This is a genomic window from Bacillus sp. PK3-067 (assembly GCF_056738645.1).
Genome location: NZ_CP096490.1, coordinates 2,785,511 through 2,802,229, shown reverse-complemented (window position 1 = coordinate 2,802,229; position 16,719 = coordinate 2,785,511). Strand labels below are relative to the sequence as shown.

Here is a 16,719-nt window from a genome sequence, read left to right as displayed (position 1 = left end):
TCTATATTGAAATGATAAGATGAAAGGAGAGTTGGAAAAAGGGTAGAAACTATAGGGAGAATTTTTCACCTTTTAGGGGGAGTATGATGTTTATTTTAGATCAATACATTGAACTATGGATTGCTTATGGAAAAGGAAAAAAAGAGGGAGAACGATTGGAAGTAACAGTGCAAAATATATCTGGTACATTATTTTGTACAGAGCGCAATAGTAAATTAATTATAAAAAAATTAGATGAGTTAAATTGGATTAAGTGGTTTCCAGGTCGCGGCAGAGGAAATCGGTCTAAGTTAATATTTCAAAAGCACCCGATATCTTTAATTTTAGATAGAGGAAAAGAAATAACGAAAAAAGGGGATGTGAAAAGCGGAAGCATATTTGTGGAACGCTATAGCTCACATTTTCCATCGGTAAAGGGAGAATATCACTCCTGGGTGGATTCAATATTTGGTCATAAGGTTGAAATGACATCTGAAGGGAGAAGAGATGTACTCCGGTTGCAAGTACAAATGAATTTAGATATCACATTAGATCCTGTATACGCTACAATGCGCTCAGAATGCCATATGGTAAAACATATATTCGACACACTCGTGTATGTAGACGGTAATACAAACATTATAGAGCCAAGACTTGCATTTCACTGGGAATATAATGACGCTGAAAAAATATGGACGTTTTACTTACGAAAAGGAGTTCACTTTCATAATGGAAAACAACTTACTGCACATGATGTTATATACTCGTTGAATCGATTTATGAAGCTGGAAAATAATGCACACGCATGGATGTTACAACACGTTGAAAGTATCCGTTCAGTGGATGACTACGTTTTCGAAATTCAATTACATACAGAAAATCGAATGTTTTTACATATGCTAAGTGCAGAACAGTGTTCTATCTTGAATGAAGATGAAGCAGGAGGGCTAATTGGAACCGGGCCTTTTCAATTATATAAAAGTAATGAAAATCTGTTCATTTTAGAAGGACATCCTTTATATTTTCGTGAAAGACCTTTTTTAGATCGTGTTGAGTTGTGGAATGTAGAACAAGGTGTAAGTACATACGATGTTTTAGTAAAGGCGCAGTATAAAGATAAAGAAAAACATAATAAAGAATTGTCCCGGCTTGAGTCGAACGTGACATATATAACATGTAATCTTACGAAAGAAGGACCAATGCAAGATGCGTTATTTCGGAAAGCGTTATATAACATCATTCATGGTTATACAATCGTTCAAGAACTCGGCGGAGAACGTGGAGAAGTGGCAAAAAAACTAATATTAGCAAATGAAAGCATTGTAGAGATTGAGGAAGATGTAGAAAGTTTAATTAAAAGGAGTACTTATCATAATGAAGTGCTACAACTCTACACATTTACAGGACGAGATCATGTTGAAGATGCACAGTGGATACAAAAAGAGTGTGCGAAATACGGGATTCGTGTAGAAAATAATTTTCTTGATATAGAAGAGCTATTGGAAATAAGTACGATAAAAAAGGCCGATATGATGCATGATAGTGCCACAATTAGTGAACGAATAGAAGATAGTCTATTATATATGTTTCTTACAAAAAATAGTTTTATTCATGGACAAAGCAGCATGGACTTTCATGAAAAGTTGTCTCCTTATTTTAGACAAGAAGAATTAGAGAAAAGAGTTACACTGTTACGCGATATCGAGGATACTTTGTTACGTCAAATTCATGTTATTCCTTTATATCGTAATAAACAAGAGGTAAGTACACATGAAAAAGTTCAAAATATAATGATTAATTCACAAGGTTGGATTGATTTTTATAATATTTGGTTTAAGTCTTGATATATAAGGGCTTTTGCACATTTTCATAAGGTGTGTAAGAGCCTTTTTTGTATGTAGGAATAGGTTTGTTTTACACATTGTTACGCTACTTGTGATAAAAGTCTATTTACAGCGTAACAGTGTTATGTTACATTGTTATCAGGAAGGAGTGTTATACAGTTGAGTACAGATTTAATTTCAAAAAAAGATTTATTAGAACTAACTGGTATTTCATACGGACAGTTATATAGGTGGAAAAGAAAAAATTTAATCCCGGAAGATTGGTTTGTACGAAAATCAACGTTTACAGGTCAAGAGACATTTTTTCCGAAAGAAAAGATATTAGAGCGTATCGATAAAATCCAAACGATGAAAGAGGATTTATCACTTGATGAACTAGCTAACATGTTTTCACCGAGTGTGAGAGAAATTCTTTTAACAAAGGAAGACATTTTATGCAAGGGGATTGCATCAGAACCAGTTTTACAATTTTTCATAGAACAAACGAATAAAACAGCAGAGTTTCAATTTGTAGACATTCTTTATGTGTACATGTTAGAAGAATTACTACAATCAGGAGAGATTAGTTTAGAAGAAGGAAAAATGGTCTTGCAAGTTTTACGTGAAAATTATGAAGCAATGAAACATAAAACTTGTGACTTAATCATTGTCCGAAAGTTAGGGATTTCTACATGTTTATTAGTTTCAAACGTGGACGATTTAATTTTTGAAAAAGGCACCAAAATCGTTTTACGCGAAGCGATTATGAAATATACCGAAGCATTAAAAACTAAATTGTTCTAGTGGAGGAGAAAGTATGCGTACAGATAATTTGATTATAAATGGTTACGGTTCATCGAATGGCGGCGAGTTTCATAAAGTGCAATTAAACGGAAAAGGAACTGTGAATGGAAATGTTGAATGTGAGCAATTTGAATGTAACGGTTACGGTGCAGTTACTGGTGATTTGAAAAGTAGCAGTGCACGAATTAGCGGATCTGGTAAAGTTGATGGTACAGTTCATGCTGAAACGATGCGAATTGATGGAAAAGCAACAATTACGCAAAATGTAAAAGCAAACAGTTTGAAAATCGCAGGAAAAGGTACGATAGGTGGAAATGTCACTGGTGAAGAATTTAAAGTCAATGGTCAAGCTACAATTGACGGTAATTGTGAAGTGGATACTTTTTCTTCAGAAGGACAATTTACAATCGGTGGTTTATTAAGCGCAGATGAAATTAATATAAATATTCACGGTACATGTCGAGCGAAAGAAATTGGTGGTCAAACGATTAAAGTAAGACATAGATCAGGTACATTTAGTAGGTTATTTAAAACAGTGTTTGGCTTGCAGTTAGAAGCTGAACTATTAGAAGGTGACAATATCGATATTGATTATGCTCACATAAGAACGGTAAGAGGAAACAATGTTACAGTAGGAGCAAACTGTGAGATTGAATTGATTGAATATACCGGTGTTCTTACTGTTGATAAAAATGCAAATGTAAAAGAAATTAAGCAGGTTTAACGGAAGGGAGAAATCAGTATGGAACATCCACATAGTCTCACAGTAAATGGTTCTGGTAATTCAGCAGGCGGAGATTATAATAAAGTGAAGATTCGCGGTGAAGGAACAATTACCAATGATATGAGTTGCAATGAGTTTAAAACGTACGGAACGAGTGATGTACACGGTAATGTGAAAGTGAAAAACTATGTCGTGTATGGAGATAACGAAGTACAAGGAAATGTAGATGCGGAATATGTAAAAGTATATGGTAATACACAAATTCATGGTGATGCTCATATTGAAAAAACAAAAGTTAGAGGTATGATAGATATTGAAGGAAAGTTTTCAGGTGATTTCGTAGATGTAAAAGGTGCTTTAAATGTGAAGGGAGATATTGAAGTAGAAGATTTATCATTAACTGGTGGTCTTGAAAGTGATGGATTACTTAATGCTGAAAATATTCAAATCTCACTTCGTTATGAAGGCAGTAAGGTAAGAGAAATTGGTGGTAAAAAGATTACTGTGCGTAAAAAAGCGAGATTTATTCCTTTTACTAGTCATGCTGGAAACCTCCAAACTTCGATTGTTGAAGGAGATGATATCTATTTAGAACATACGATTGCTGAAGTTGTAAGAGGCAACAACGTCACAATTGGTCCTGGATGTGAAATTAGTGTTGTAGAATATCATACTAGTTTTAATCAAAAAGGTAATGCAGTCGTAAAAGAACATAAACAAATATAAGTAGTATGAGGGAGAGCAAGAGATATGGTTGAGAAGAATAATAAGCTCGGCTTTGTTGTGGCGGGCTTATTGCTAGGTATTTTAATGGCATCGATGGATAATACCATTGTCGTAACGGCGATGGGAACAATCGTTGGTGACTTAGGAGGCCTCGAAAACTTTGTATGGGTCGTTTCTGCCTATATGGTCGCAGAAATGGCAGGCATGCCGATTTTCGGTAAGCTATCAGATATGTATGGTAGAAAGAGATTCTTTATTTTCGGTTTAATTGTCTTTATGATTGGTTCGGCACTTTGTGGTACTGCTGAAAATATTACACAGTTAGGTATTTATCGTGCCATTCAAGGTATTGGCGGCGGGGCATTAGTGCCAATCGCGTTTACTATCGTTTTTGATATTTTCCCACCTGAAAAACGCGGGAAAATGGGTGGTTTATTCGGAGCGGTATTTGGATTATCTAGTATTTTCGGGCCATTACTTGGCGCATATATTACCGACTACATTAGCTGGCACTGGGTATTTTATATTAACTTACCACTTGGCATTTTAGCACTTATTTTTATTACATTCTTTTATAAAGAATCACGCGTTCATAGGAAGCAAAAGATTGATTGGTTTGGTGCAATTACTTTAGTTGGTGCAGTAGTTTCTTTAATGTTTGCGCTTGAACTAGGCGGACAAAAATATGATTGGGATTCTAGCTTTATTTTAAGCTTATTTGGTGGATTCGCTATTTTAATCATCGCATTCATTTTTATTGAACGAAAAGTAGAAGAACCAATTATTTCATTTGAGATGTTTAAGCAGCGCTTATTCGGAATGAGTACAATTATTGCTTTATGTTACGGTGCTGCATTTATGTCAGCAACTGTGTACATTCCGTTATTTATTCAAGGTGTATACGGTGGTACCGCAACAAACTCAGGATTATTACTTTTACCGATGATGTTAGGATCAGTCGTAACAGCGCAGTTAGGCGGATTTTTAACAACTAAACTTAGCTACCGAAACATTATGATTATTTCTGCGGTTATTATGCTAATTGGACTATTCTTATTAAGCACGTTAACACCAGAAACAAGTCGTGCATTATTAACAGTTTATATGATTATTATCGGATTTGGAGTCGGTTTCTCATTCTCTGTACTAAGTATGGCAGCTATTCACAACTTCGGTATGGAACAGCGCGGGTCTGCGACTTCAACGAGTAACTTCATTCGTTCGTTAGGAATGACACTAGGCATTACAATCTTCGGAATGATCCAAAGAACAGGTTTCCAAGATCAATTAGAAGAAGCATTTAAAGGGATGAGCGGGGGAATGAATACAAACGCTTTAGGGGATTCAAGAGCTATTCTATCAGAATCGGCAAGATCTCAAATCCCTCCGCAAATATTAGATAAGATTATTGACGCTCTTTCTAGTTCAATTGTTCAAACATTCATGTGGGCATTGGTACCAGCTGGATTAGCATTCATATTCATTTTCTTTATGGGAAATGAGCGCATGGTAATTAAGAAACAACAAACGAATAAAAAGAGTGAAACATCAAAAGCATAATGAAAAAGCTCCTTTCTAATTGGAAAGGAGCTTTTTCGTATGTACGGATTTAGATTAGCCTTCGATAATTTCGTATTCTTCGTCTGCTAATAGTAAAATTTGTGTTTTCTTACCTTTGTTTTGAACTTCGATTACATCGTAAGCACCTAAGTCTCTTACTTTGCTTTGAGAAGCGTTAACCATAACTTCAATAGAATCAATTAAGATATCTTCTTCAATGTATGATTCAGGCAATGCCATATCTTCAGTATCTAATACACATGCGTATAGATTTTGTAAGTTTTCAGCAGTTGGGTTTTGTTCCTCAACATCAATGATGTTTTTTACTGCTTCCATATTTTCCTCTTTTGCTTGGTATACTTTAATTTTAGCCATTGTTTTAATCTCCTTTATAACGTAATCGTAGAGGCTACACCTTATTATAACGTTTTTTTCATGAAAGATGAAATTGTTATATGTATTTATAGTAAAAATTATGTGTCCTTACTCAAAAATGGTGTGATTTCCATATAAATGTACGATTAGGTAACGATATTGCTACGTTAACGTTATATTGTCCAAGCTTTTCTTATTTTCTTCTCATATATATGTAGTAGCAATTCTATATAGAGAAGGGATGGAGTGTAAGTGGGGTGTGAACCGAAACGTAATTGTGGGTGTTGCCAAAATAGTATATGTGAGTTTTTACAAAGTCTAGAACCGTATACTAAAGTTGAAAGTATCATAATAGAAGGAAACGAAATTGCTGTATCTTATTTTCTTTCATTTAATAAGAAAACAGGTATCGTATCATTCGTACAAGAAGACAATGAGGTTATATTTGTCGATTGTTCAAAGATTGATGCAATTCGAATAGGGAAAGTATGTAGCTGCAAAACAAAAGTTAAATATATTGAAGAGGACTTTAGCTTGCTAGGAAATGTTTGCCCGCATTGTTTAACAGAGGGGAGTACAATCTTTTTCGATTTTAACAATCCTGAATTAAATGTGTCTTTCCAAGCAACAACAATTAATCCACCTAGATGTACTGAATTTACAGATGATCTCGGGAATGTAGTAAAGCAAATTACTATAGTAGGTGAGGCGAGAGTTTCTAGAGATTTTGTTCAAGTACCTGAACTGGTAGGTTTTCGATTACTTTTATCACATCCAGCTGGAGACCCTTTAAACTACGGATTATTATTTATTAATTTTCCTGATACGATTTTTATTTTTATATTGGCATCAAGCGGATACCTTTCCATTTCGAACTGTTTAAAAATAGAGGGCGGAACTGGTGATGCCGAAATAGAAGAGATGAAAAAAATGATAGAGGATGACGTTAACACGTACAAATCATTTGTTAAATTGACTAAAGTATATAAGAACGGTGAGACGGAATCTTTTATTTATAAAAATGAGTTATAACACATGTATTTAAATGCACCCTCAAACTATTGTTGAGGGTTGTTACATAATTAATTATGTTGGTCCTTCAAACCGTTTGTTAACGGGTAAGAAATATATTTATTGTTGCCTTATTTTATATGTTGATCATTTCATAGTTAGTAGATGTTATAATCATTTTATGTTTACTGATATTTTATAAATATTCGAAGTTTTAATTTAATAGTCAATTGCTTTTATGATGAACAGGTGGGTATGTATATGAATACGAATTATGGAGCGCTCATGAAAATGTTAAGAGTAGTTGATTCTAAAGAAGGCGGGAATGTAAATGATATATGAAGCGAATATACATACAAGAAAAAAACTAGTTTCTATGTTTGAGGATTTCAATAACGTTGTTTTACTTTCTTATTTACAAGGGCATATGGGTACTGCTTGGGTAAATGATCTTGAAAATCCAAAAGTAGCACAAGTTACGGTAGGGATTTTTACATTTTACGCTGGAGACCCAAATACGAAAGAAACAGAAGAGTTATTACGTAATATTCCAGAAAGAATTTTAGTTATCGTAAATAGTGAAGAGTGGAAACAACGCTTAGAAACATTCCATGAAAGAAAAATAGATAAGTTTTTACGTTATAAATTCAAACGAAATCCAGAAGTTTTTAATCGTTCAAAATTAAAATCTTTTATATCAGCACTTCCAAAAGAATATGAGTTAAGAAGAATAGACGAGCATATCGCAAATAGCCCTACATTACATAAGATATCTGAAGATTTCACAAGTCAATTTCATTCGGTAGAAGATTATATAAACCGTGGTATAGGTTATAGCATTTTATATAACGGAGAAGTTGTATGCGGTGCATCCTCGTATAGTATTTATAATGATGGGATTGAAATTGAAGTTGCGACTAATCACAATCATAGAAGAGAGGGCTTGGCAACTGTAGTAAGTGCAGCTCTTATATTGGATTGCTTAGAAAATGGAAAGTATCCAAACTGGGACGCAGCGAATACTACATCTGCTAAACTAGCAGAAAAGTTAGGATATGAATTTGATAAGGCATATGATACTTATTTTGTGGATAATAGATGAGTGAAGGAGTTACATACTAAAAAACAAATGCGCCCTAGTACGTAAGTCTAGGGCGCATTTATTAGTTGGTAAATATCTTCATAACAATCATATCATATTTTATCTTTTGAATGTTTGGAATTAAAGATATTTATGTGACTTTTTGAAAAAATAAAAGAGCAGCTAGCAAAAGCCAACTGCTCCTCTCTCAGGGGGAATGGAGAAATACAATCATATTATCTATAGTATTGACGGAACATAGAGTTTTAATCAAAGCCCGATTGGTAAGGGGTTTGATTAAAACTCCCACTGATTAAAGTTTCACTTTATTACATTTACAATTTAAATAGTAGAACGTGTTTATCGTAGTTCTCCAAACACCAATTATATTTTTTTAGAATAATTGGATGGACTGCTTCTGTCGTAGTATCGACTTCAGTATATCCATATTTCTTATAAAATTTTTCTAATTCCTCAAAAGGAAGACAATATACATTTTGTATTTGTGATTTTTTCGCAGTTTCTACTAAAAATGAAACAAGCTCACCAGCTAATTGAAGCCCTCTAAATTGAGGCAGAATAAAAATCCCGCCCATTTCTAAAGTATCTTCATCTATTTGGACTAATCGGCCAACACCTGCATACTCGTTGTTATATGTAATAATTGCAACTTTATCTCTCTTTAAATCACTTCGTACAAATCCTATTGAGTCATATTGACTATTAATCCATTTTAAATCGTTAGATGTGGCCAATTGAATACTCATATATATCCTCCTTCGGAATACTAGCGCTCTCTTCATTATATAGAACATAACATACTATATCAAAGGAACCTTGAGGTAGCCCATTTGTTTAAGTTATTAGTTAAAAGTGTGGGGTTGCTGGCATTGAAATGATGGCTTCATCAAACATAGGATAATAATCTTGTGAATTTAGTGTTACATAGTCAAAATAAAAATTAATTCATGTGTTCGGTAATGCACGATGGTTTAAGTGTAGAGAAGATCATAGGGGTATTTTAATTAGTAGCTACTATATTCATTGAAGTTATTAAGGAAATGTCGTAATCCCTAGCCTTAGTGATACAAATCATATTAGGGTTTAGTAAAAAAACTCTTCCTGAAAAAGAGGGGGATTAAAGATAAGAGCACTTCGAAAAGTGCCCTTCAGTAAACGACTACTTATTCTAAAAAGAAAGGATGCAATATATTATATGAAGTTTAGTGTATTTAAGTATGGGGCTTTTATATAAAAGTTTTATTTTGTTCCGAATAAAAAGGCGGTTGTTTCCGCAACCACCTTTCAGTAAAACAAAGCACTTTTTATGAAATAAATTATGGATGGTCCCTAAAAAAGGTATAGGATATACCCACATTTTTATAACTAAAGTGACGAACTCAGGTTATAAGGAAGGAACAATTATATTGTATGAAATCTATTCTAGAGTAGTCACAAAGAAAGTTGTCTTCTTATTAGAAGGCAGCTTTTTTTATTAGAAAAAGAAGTAGAAGATTAAGTTACTTGTCCAAACAAATTTTTAAAAAATACATAAAATGCTATTAGTTAGTCAATATTTTAATATTGCTAATTTTTAAGACTAAAAGGGGTGATTTTATGTGTGAATGTGAAGTTTGTAGACGAAAGAAAAATCGGGATCCATTAAACCGGGAGTTTGAGCCGAAAAAACGAGTTCCTGAGCCAAAAAAAGAGGATTGTGAGCCAAAAAAAGAGGATTGTGAGCCAAAAAAAGAGGATTGTGAGCTAAAAAGAGAGGATTGCGATCCGAAAAAAGAAGATTGCGAATCATTAAATGATTATTCGTTTAGTAAAAATGCAAATTTTTTAGAGGAAGCTATACAAACAGATGAAATCGATCAAATTTCTGAGGAATATATTGAAATAGTTGATTCAGCAGATGTACAAGTTACTACTACAGATACAAAAGCTGCGCTATCTATCCAAGCGGCATTACAAGCAGCTATCGTAGTTGTAGTAAGTATTTCTATAGCAGATAGTGAAAAGGCAGATAAAATAACACAAGAATTATTTCAAAAATCAGCTATTAAACAAATTAATAGACAAAAAACATTTATTAAAAATTCTAGAAACGTAACCGTAACAACTACTGATACAGATATTGCAGTGAATATTCAAATCCTTCTTCAAATTTTATTAGCTTTATTAGTTAAACTAAACATTTTATAAAGTGTCTATTCTATTGATATTTAGCTATAAGTTTTCACTCTAAGTAAATGTTTTTTGTTGTAATACGTGGTACAAGCTTGGACTTTTTATTATGACTGAATTAATATTCAAGATTAATGGTAAGGCAAGTGTGGAAAACTACAAATAAAGATAAAATACATGATTTAACAGTAATGAAACTTATATTTATGTGAAGTGAAGGAAAGCTGTCTTCTTATTAGAAGTCAGCTTTTGATTTTATTAGCAAAAAGAAGTGAAAATAGAAGATTAAGTTACTTGTCCAAGCAATTTTTATTTCATTACATATAATGCTCGTAGATATTTAAAATTTTTATAGAAAATTGATTGGAGTGAATATTGTAAATGGATGATTTAAATAAATTTTCTTCCTTTAAGTTTGATAAGGATCAAAAGAATATAATTATAGACCTTTTACTCTCAGATATTTTTAATAGGCATGGGATAAATGAAGAAAAACTAAAAAATTTATCACCAGAAAAAAAGCAGCAAATTAAAAGTATTGTTTCTGAAATACAATCACAAGTTAATAATTATTTAGATTGAAAGGGGGTGAACACATGGACAAAACATGTCATTCAGATGAAAATAAAAAGTGGAGTGCATTAGATTCCTCAAATCCTCATCCATCTTTTAAAAATGCTAGCGTTTCAGAAGCAGCTGCGCAAGAAAGTAAAACGTATCAAATTTCTGAAGAATCTATTACAATTGTAGATTCCGCAGATGTAGAAGTTACTACTACAGATACAAAAGCTGCTTTATCTATTCAAGCAGCATTACAAGCAGCTATCGTGGTTATAATAAGTATTTCTATAGCAGATAGTGAAAAAGCTGACCGTGTAGCACAAGAATTGTTTCAAAAATCATCTATTAAACAAATTAATAAACAAGAAACTGTTATTAGAAATTCTAGAAATGTTACAGTTACGACTACGGATACAGACATAGCAGTAAATGTTCAAATTCTTCTCCAAATTTTATTAGCTTTACTAGTAAAATTAAATATTTTATAAAATGTTTAACTTGTTTTTATCTAGTGATTCTTACAGGTGAATATTCACTGTTTTAATTATAGTACAGGCTATAAATATTTATCATAACTGGACTAATATTCAACATCACCAAAGTATGAATGTAAACAAACAATTTGATGGAAAATAAAGTTTGGTTATTTTATGAAAATGTAAAAGCCATTTCCTTTATTGGATTTGGCTTTTACATTTTAAACAGTATGAATTTGAAAAGATTATATTAAGATAAAGAATTAAAATATAATGATACAAAATACTTATAAAATTATTCGTGTTTTAGAAAAATAATAAGAAAAAGGTGTTTAAAATAGAATCATTTTCATTAATAGTTCAAGTTTTGAAGAATAGTGCATACAATATAAAGTGTTTTCCTTTCTTCATTTAAGTTTTACGTATATAATTTAAAAGTACTATTTTTATTTTATTATTTTATATTTATAACAGAATAGAGGTTTAAAAATGGGTGTTAAAATCATTACGGATAGTGCGGCGGATTTACCAGTAGAATTGCTGCAAGCATATGATATTGATTTAATTCCACTCCGTGTATATGATGAAGCAGAAACAGAGTATTTAGATGGAGTAACATTAGAGTCAGTTACATTATTGCAAAAAATGAGAGAAGGCGCTGTTTATAGAACGTCATTGCCTTCACTTGAAACGTTCCAAGAAAAATTTGTTTCTTATGCAAAAGAAGGTAATCCTTGTATATATTTAGCTTTTTCATCTGAACTGTCTGGTACATATCAATCATCAGTTGTCATTAAAGAGGAAGTAAAAGAAACATATGCTAACTTAGATTTAGAAATTATTGATACGAAATGTGCTTCGCTTGGTCAAGGTCTTGTCGTTTTAGAAGCTGCTAAAATGGCAAAAGACGGCGCATCAAAAGAAGATATTTTAAAGCGTGTTGATTTTCTAATGAGCCATATGGAACATATCTTCACTGTAGCTGACTTACAGTACTTAGTGAGAGGTGGACGTTTAAGCAAAGTCGCAGGATTTATCGGTGGTTTACTAAACATTAAACCGATCTTAAACGTGGAAGAAGGAAAACTTGTACCACTTGAAAAGGTACGAGGGAAAAAGAAAGTATTAAGCCGTATTGTTGATATTATGGAAGAACGTGGTAAAGACCTTAAAGGTCAAACAATCGGTATGACTCACGGTGACGATTTAGAAACAGCGGAAGCATTAAAATCATTAATTACGAAAAGATTTGGCTGTGAAGTATTTATCGTAAATACAATTGGTGCAGCAATCGGTGCACATACAGGACCTGGCGTTATAACGTTATTTTTCTTAAATGAAGTAGAGTAAAGGATTGATCTTTTGATCAATCCTTTTTTATTTTTTAATCTGTGATAATCGGTCGATATGGTATTGATGAAGATAAAATCTTTGAAGTTTTCCTATATCAAATGCAATCTTGTAGAGGGATTATTTTTTATATGTGTAATGATACTTAATGGTAGAAGAAAAGAGTATAAATAAGAATATATTTATAGGAATTTAAATATTTGAAGATATCAAAATTTTTCCATTTCATATATAATTGTGTGTGGAGAAATATCTGTAACTATTTGTAAAAATAGGAGGCGGCTATAAAAATGCAAGAAAGTGCTAGATGGGATTTAAATCGCTTGTATTTGAATGAGGATATTCTATTTCCGATTTTGGAGTTGAAAGAGCAATATTTTGTAACAAAAGATGTAGAGATTCTTTCAAAGCTTATACAAGCTATTGAAAAAGCAGAATACTATTTGTACTGTCGATCGGTTGAAGAAAGTGTTCCATCTGACCTTACTAAATTGACCGTGAAAGTGAAGGAACTAAAAAGTGAATTACAGCAAGTAATAAAACATAACGAAGTGGAAACTTCAGATAATACTAAGTTAATAAAAGATGAACTTAATGCGTGGGAAAATATGTACATACAATTACGGGATAGGATAGAAATAGAGCACAATAATAAACTATTATCCTTTGGACAAGCAAATACTATTGCAATGAATAGTGATAATGAAAAGGAAAGATTAGAAGTATTCGAGTCATTAACATGTGCTTTACATAAGGAAAAAGAAATCTTTGCTACTGTATTAAATCAAGTAGGGAGATTGCGTAATGCAAAGAGTAATGAAATAGAAGATAGAGAGATTTTAACACAATCTTTTCATGCGAATGGCATTTCAGAAACTGTATTATTCCAAATGTGGAATGCGACAGAAGAAAACCTTGATAAATTAGTAAGTGCTTTAAACGTGTATAAGAAAGGGAAAGCTTCAATTACATGGCATGCACTTATGACGGTAAAGGAAAGTAATGAGGTCATGATTCCTTTTTCAGTAGCAATACAAAACGTTTATGATGCATGGAAGAATATTGATGAAGAATTAGCAGAATTTGCACGTAATGCGATAGAAAGTGGTTGGGTAGATGCTGAACCGAGAGAGAATAAACCACCAGGCGGGTTTTGTGCTTCATTTTTCAGTGAGAAAGAATCGCGAATTTCCATTCGTTATGATGGGAGTATAAATAGTGTAAGAGTGCTCGCTCATGAATTAGGACATGCTTGGCATTTTTATAATATGAGTTTTGAACAATCTACATCTTTTTTAGATGATTATTTGCCAATGAGTACGGCTGAATCAGCATCTATTTTCTTTGAAACGGTACTCTTAAATTATCTAATTGAAACAACGGATAGTAAAGATATGAAAAAGTCATTACTTAGCTGGAAAATAAGAAATAGTTTTAATTATGTAATGGCAATACGAGCATCGTATCAGTTTGAAAAAACATTTTATGAAAAATGTAAAGAGGGTCCTTTAAGTGCTGATGAAATTGAGAAATTATCTATAATTGCACAAAAAGAAGCTTATGGAAATGCTTTAAGTGAATACCAGCCGTTTGTATGGATGAAATATATTCAATTTTATATAGCAGATGTTCCTTTTTACAATTATCCATACACGTTTGGATATTTAGTAAGTTTTAGCTTGTTAGAAATAGCTCAAGAAGGTAAAAGTACTTTTCATTTGAAATATAAAGAGTTCTTACGAGAAACAGGAAAGACTCCAGTAGAGGAGCTTATGAAAAAACATTTTGAAATAGATATAAGAAATTATGAATTTTGGAATAAAGCTTTTATTCAAATTTCTAAAGACATTGATGAATATTTGCAGCTTATATAAGGGGAGAGTATAGTGGATCAACAGTTTATAAAAGGTATACCTTTTTCAACTTTAGAATATGCAAAAGCTATAAGTTTATTAAAAGGTTGGGTACATGAACAACAAGAGAAACCAAGGTTTGTAGTAACTGCAAATCCTGAAATTGTTATGTCTGCAAAGGAAAATACGGAAAAATCAAAGGAGTTTAAAAAGATGTTACTATCTGCGGATTTAATAACAGCGGATGGGATTGGTGTCATAATTGGCTCGAAAATATTAAAAGGAACTTTGAAAGAACGTGTTACTGGGGCGGATTTAACTCACGATTTAATAAAATATTGTAACGACAATGAATATCGTGTCTTTCTTTTTGGAGCTGCGCCAGAAAGTAATAAAAAGGCATTAGAAAAATTAAATGAGCAGTTCCCAGGAGCACAATTTAAAGGACAGCATGGATTTGTAAATGGTGAAGAAATAGAAGAAATAAAAATGAAAATTAAGCAATTCAAGCCGCATTTATTACTTGTAGGACTAGGTTCACCAAAACAAGAAGAGTTCATTTATGAAAACATACAAACATTAAACGTTCCGCTATCTATTGGTATCGGAGGAATGATTGATATAATATCTGGTACTGTAAAAAGAGCACCGAAAATAATGAGGGATACTGGAACTGAATGGCTGTATAGGTTACTCTCACAGCCGAAAAGATTAAAGAGACAACTTGTACTTCCGAAATTTTTATTGTCGGTTATGTCAGAGAGGATTAAAGGGATTAATTAATAAAGGGGACTACATACATGAACAGAATCGGCATTATTGGAGTAATGCAAATTGAAATAGATTTACTTTTAGAAAAACTAGTTATACAAGAGGAACAGACAATAGCGGGAATGCCTTTTTATATTGGAGAATTCATGGGAATAGAAGTAATTATTACACGTTCTGGTGTAGGGAAAGTAAATGCAGCTGCATGCGCGCAAACATTAATTCATAAATTTGATGTAGACTCTATCATTAATACGGGCGTTGCTGGCGGATTACATTCAGATGTAAAAGTCGGCGATATAGTTATTTCAACGAATGTTACTCATCATGATGTAAGTAAAACTCAAATGAAAAACTTATTTCCGTTCCAAGAGGAATTTATTGCAAGTAAGGAATTGATAGAGTTAGCACGTAAAGCATGTAACAGTAATAGTTCAAATATTCAAGCTCACGAAGGAAGAATTGTAAGTGGTGAATGTTTTGTTGAAGATTCAAAGTTAAAGGCAAAATTAATAGATGAATACGCACCTCATTGTACAGAAATGGAAGGTGCAGCAATTGGACATGTTGCCTACATAAATGATATACCGTTTCTTGTTATACGATGTATTTCTGACAGTGCAGATGATGAAGCTCAAGTTTCTTATGATGATTTCGCGAAAACTGCTGCGAATTATTGCTCAGAAATTATTATTGAGATGCTTAAAAATATATCTGGTAAAACTATAGTCCAAAAGGAGAGATAGGAATGTTACAAGCATTAATTTTTGATATGGATGGAACATTATTTCAAACAGATAAAATTTTAGAATTATCGTTAGATGATACTTTTGATCACTTAAGATCACTTCAATTATGGGATACGGTAACACCGATTGAAAAATACCGTGAAATTATGGGTGTGCCGCTACCGAAAGTTTGGGAAGCTTTATTACCGGACCATTCTATTGAAATAAGAGAACAAACAGATGCATATTTTTTAGATAGACTAATTGAAAACATAAAAAGCGGAAAAGGCGCTTTATATCCAAATGTAAAAGAAATATTTACATATATAAAAGAAAATAATTGTTCCATTTACATTGCTAGTAATGGTTTGAAAGAATATTTACGAGCAATCGTAACGTATTATGCTTTAGACAAGTGGGTGACTGAAACGTTTAGTATTGAACAAATACAATCGCTAAATAAAGGTGATTTAGTTAAAAGTATTATGAACAAATATGATATAAAAGAGGCAGCGGTAGTTGGTGACCGGCTATCTGATATAAATGCAGCGAAAGACAACGGTTTACTTGCAGTTGGGTGCAATTTTGATTTTGCGCAAGAAGAGGAACTTGCTCAGGCTGATATAGTAATAGATGATTTAATAGAGTTAAAGCGGATACTGCCTGCTGTACAGAGATAAATAAAGTGTGTGCATTTTTTCCAAGTCCTA

17 protein-coding genes are annotated in these 16,719 nt (G+C 32.6%); 15 read left to right on the top strand and 2 right to left on the bottom strand.

Translation table 11 applies throughout. The features are described 5' to 3' along the window. Positions 1-86 precede the first annotated feature (86 nt). From M1D73_RS14425 to M1D73_RS14405, 5 genes are all read left to right on the top strand, one after another. Positions 87-1,823, top strand: coding sequence for an ABC transporter substrate-binding protein (locus M1D73_RS14425; RefSeq protein WP_000470199.1), 1,737 nt, complete (start codon positions 87-89; stop codon positions 1,821-1,823). A gap of 159 nt (positions 1,824-1,982) precedes the next feature. Then, positions 1,983-2,606 (top strand): YhbD family protein, encoded by a 624-nt coding sequence (locus tag M1D73_RS14420; protein ID WP_000102240.1) that lies wholly within the window; start codon positions 1,983-1,985, stop codon positions 2,604-2,606. A 13-nt stretch (positions 2,607-2,619) separates the two neighbouring features. Beyond that, positions 2,620-3,330, top strand: coding sequence for a bactofilin family protein (locus tag M1D73_RS14415; RefSeq protein ID WP_001258384.1), 711 nt, complete (start codon positions 2,620-2,622; stop codon positions 3,328-3,330). Positions 3,331-3,348: 18 nt separating this feature from the next. After that, entirely contained in the window at positions 3,349-4,056 is a 708-nt protein-coding gene (locus M1D73_RS14410; RefSeq protein ID WP_000400903.1) for a polymer-forming cytoskeletal protein, read from the top strand. Between the two features lie 24 nt (positions 4,057-4,080). Continuing rightward, positions 4,081-5,616, top strand: a complete 1,536-nt coding sequence (locus tag M1D73_RS14405) for an MDR family MFS transporter (RefSeq protein ID WP_000229616.1) — start codon at positions 4,081-4,083, stop codon at positions 5,614-5,616. Positions 5,617-5,670: 54 nt separating this feature from the next. On the opposite strand, the gene M1D73_RS14400 is transcribed toward M1D73_RS14405, so the two are convergent. Then, on the bottom strand, positions 5,671-5,991 hold the full coding sequence (locus M1D73_RS14400; RefSeq protein WP_001062733.1) for a hypothetical protein: 321 nt from the start codon (positions 5,989-5,991) through the stop codon (positions 5,671-5,673). A gap of 252 nt (positions 5,992-6,243) precedes the next feature. On the opposite strand from M1D73_RS14400, the gene M1D73_RS14395 reads away from it, so the two are divergent. Continuing rightward, positions 6,244-7,023, top strand: coding sequence for a BC_2878 family exosporium-associated protein (locus tag M1D73_RS14395; RefSeq protein ID WP_000501712.1), 780 nt, complete (start codon positions 6,244-6,246; stop codon positions 7,021-7,023). A gap of 310 nt (positions 7,024-7,333) precedes the next feature. Continuing rightward, positions 7,334-8,104: a GNAT family N-acetyltransferase gene (locus M1D73_RS14390; RefSeq protein WP_000638729.1), complete on the top strand. Its 771-nt coding sequence runs from the start codon at positions 7,334-7,336 to the stop codon at positions 8,102-8,104. A gap of 314 nt (positions 8,105-8,418) precedes the next feature. On the opposite strand, the gene M1D73_RS14385 is transcribed toward M1D73_RS14390, so the two are convergent. After that, positions 8,419-8,850 carry a GNAT family N-acetyltransferase gene (locus M1D73_RS14385; RefSeq protein ID WP_121868284.1) on the bottom strand — a complete coding sequence of 144 codons (432 nt, stop codon included), beginning with the start codon at positions 8,848-8,850 and terminating at the stop codon, positions 8,419-8,421. A gap of 850 nt (positions 8,851-9,700) precedes the next feature. On the opposite strand from M1D73_RS14385, the gene M1D73_RS14380 reads away from it, so the two are divergent. From M1D73_RS14380 to M1D73_RS14345, 8 genes are all read left to right on the top strand, one after another. Beyond that, a complete protein-coding gene (locus M1D73_RS14380) occupies positions 9,701-10,291 on the top strand; it encodes a spore coat protein (RefSeq protein ID WP_243341149.1) in 591 nt (196 codons plus the stop codon). Between the two features lie 363 nt (positions 10,292-10,654). Then, on the top strand, positions 10,655-10,855 hold the full coding sequence (locus M1D73_RS14375) for a spore coat protein W (protein ID WP_000342253.1): 201 nt from the start codon (positions 10,655-10,657) through the stop codon (positions 10,853-10,855). Positions 10,856-10,869: 14 nt separating this feature from the next. After that, positions 10,870-11,322: a spore coat protein gene (locus tag M1D73_RS14370; protein ID WP_000361676.1), complete on the top strand. Its 453-nt coding sequence runs from the start codon at positions 10,870-10,872 to the stop codon at positions 11,320-11,322. 477 nt (positions 11,323-11,799) lie between these two features. Further along, positions 11,800-12,660 carry a DegV family protein gene (locus M1D73_RS14365; protein ID WP_121868282.1) on the top strand — a complete coding sequence of 287 codons (861 nt, stop codon included), beginning with the start codon at positions 11,800-11,802 and terminating at the stop codon, positions 12,658-12,660. Between the two features lie 290 nt (positions 12,661-12,950). Beyond that, positions 12,951-14,534: a M3 family metallopeptidase gene (locus M1D73_RS14360; RefSeq protein WP_121868281.1), complete on the top strand. Its 1,584-nt coding sequence runs from the start codon at positions 12,951-12,953 to the stop codon at positions 14,532-14,534. A gap of 12 nt (positions 14,535-14,546) precedes the next feature. Further along, a complete protein-coding gene (locus M1D73_RS14355) occupies positions 14,547-15,296 on the top strand; it encodes a WecB/TagA/CpsF family glycosyltransferase (protein WP_006922103.1) in 750 nt (249 codons plus the stop codon). Between the two features lie 17 nt (positions 15,297-15,313). After that, positions 15,314-16,027, top strand: a complete 714-nt coding sequence (locus M1D73_RS14350; protein ID WP_001079734.1) for a 5'-methylthioadenosine/adenosylhomocysteine nucleosidase — start codon at positions 15,314-15,316, stop codon at positions 16,025-16,027. Between the two features lie 2 nt (positions 16,028-16,029). Next, a complete protein-coding gene (locus M1D73_RS14345; RefSeq protein WP_006922102.1) occupies positions 16,030-16,689 on the top strand; it encodes an HAD hydrolase-like protein in 660 nt (219 codons plus the stop codon). The last annotated feature ends 30 nt before the right edge of the window (positions 16,690-16,719 follow it).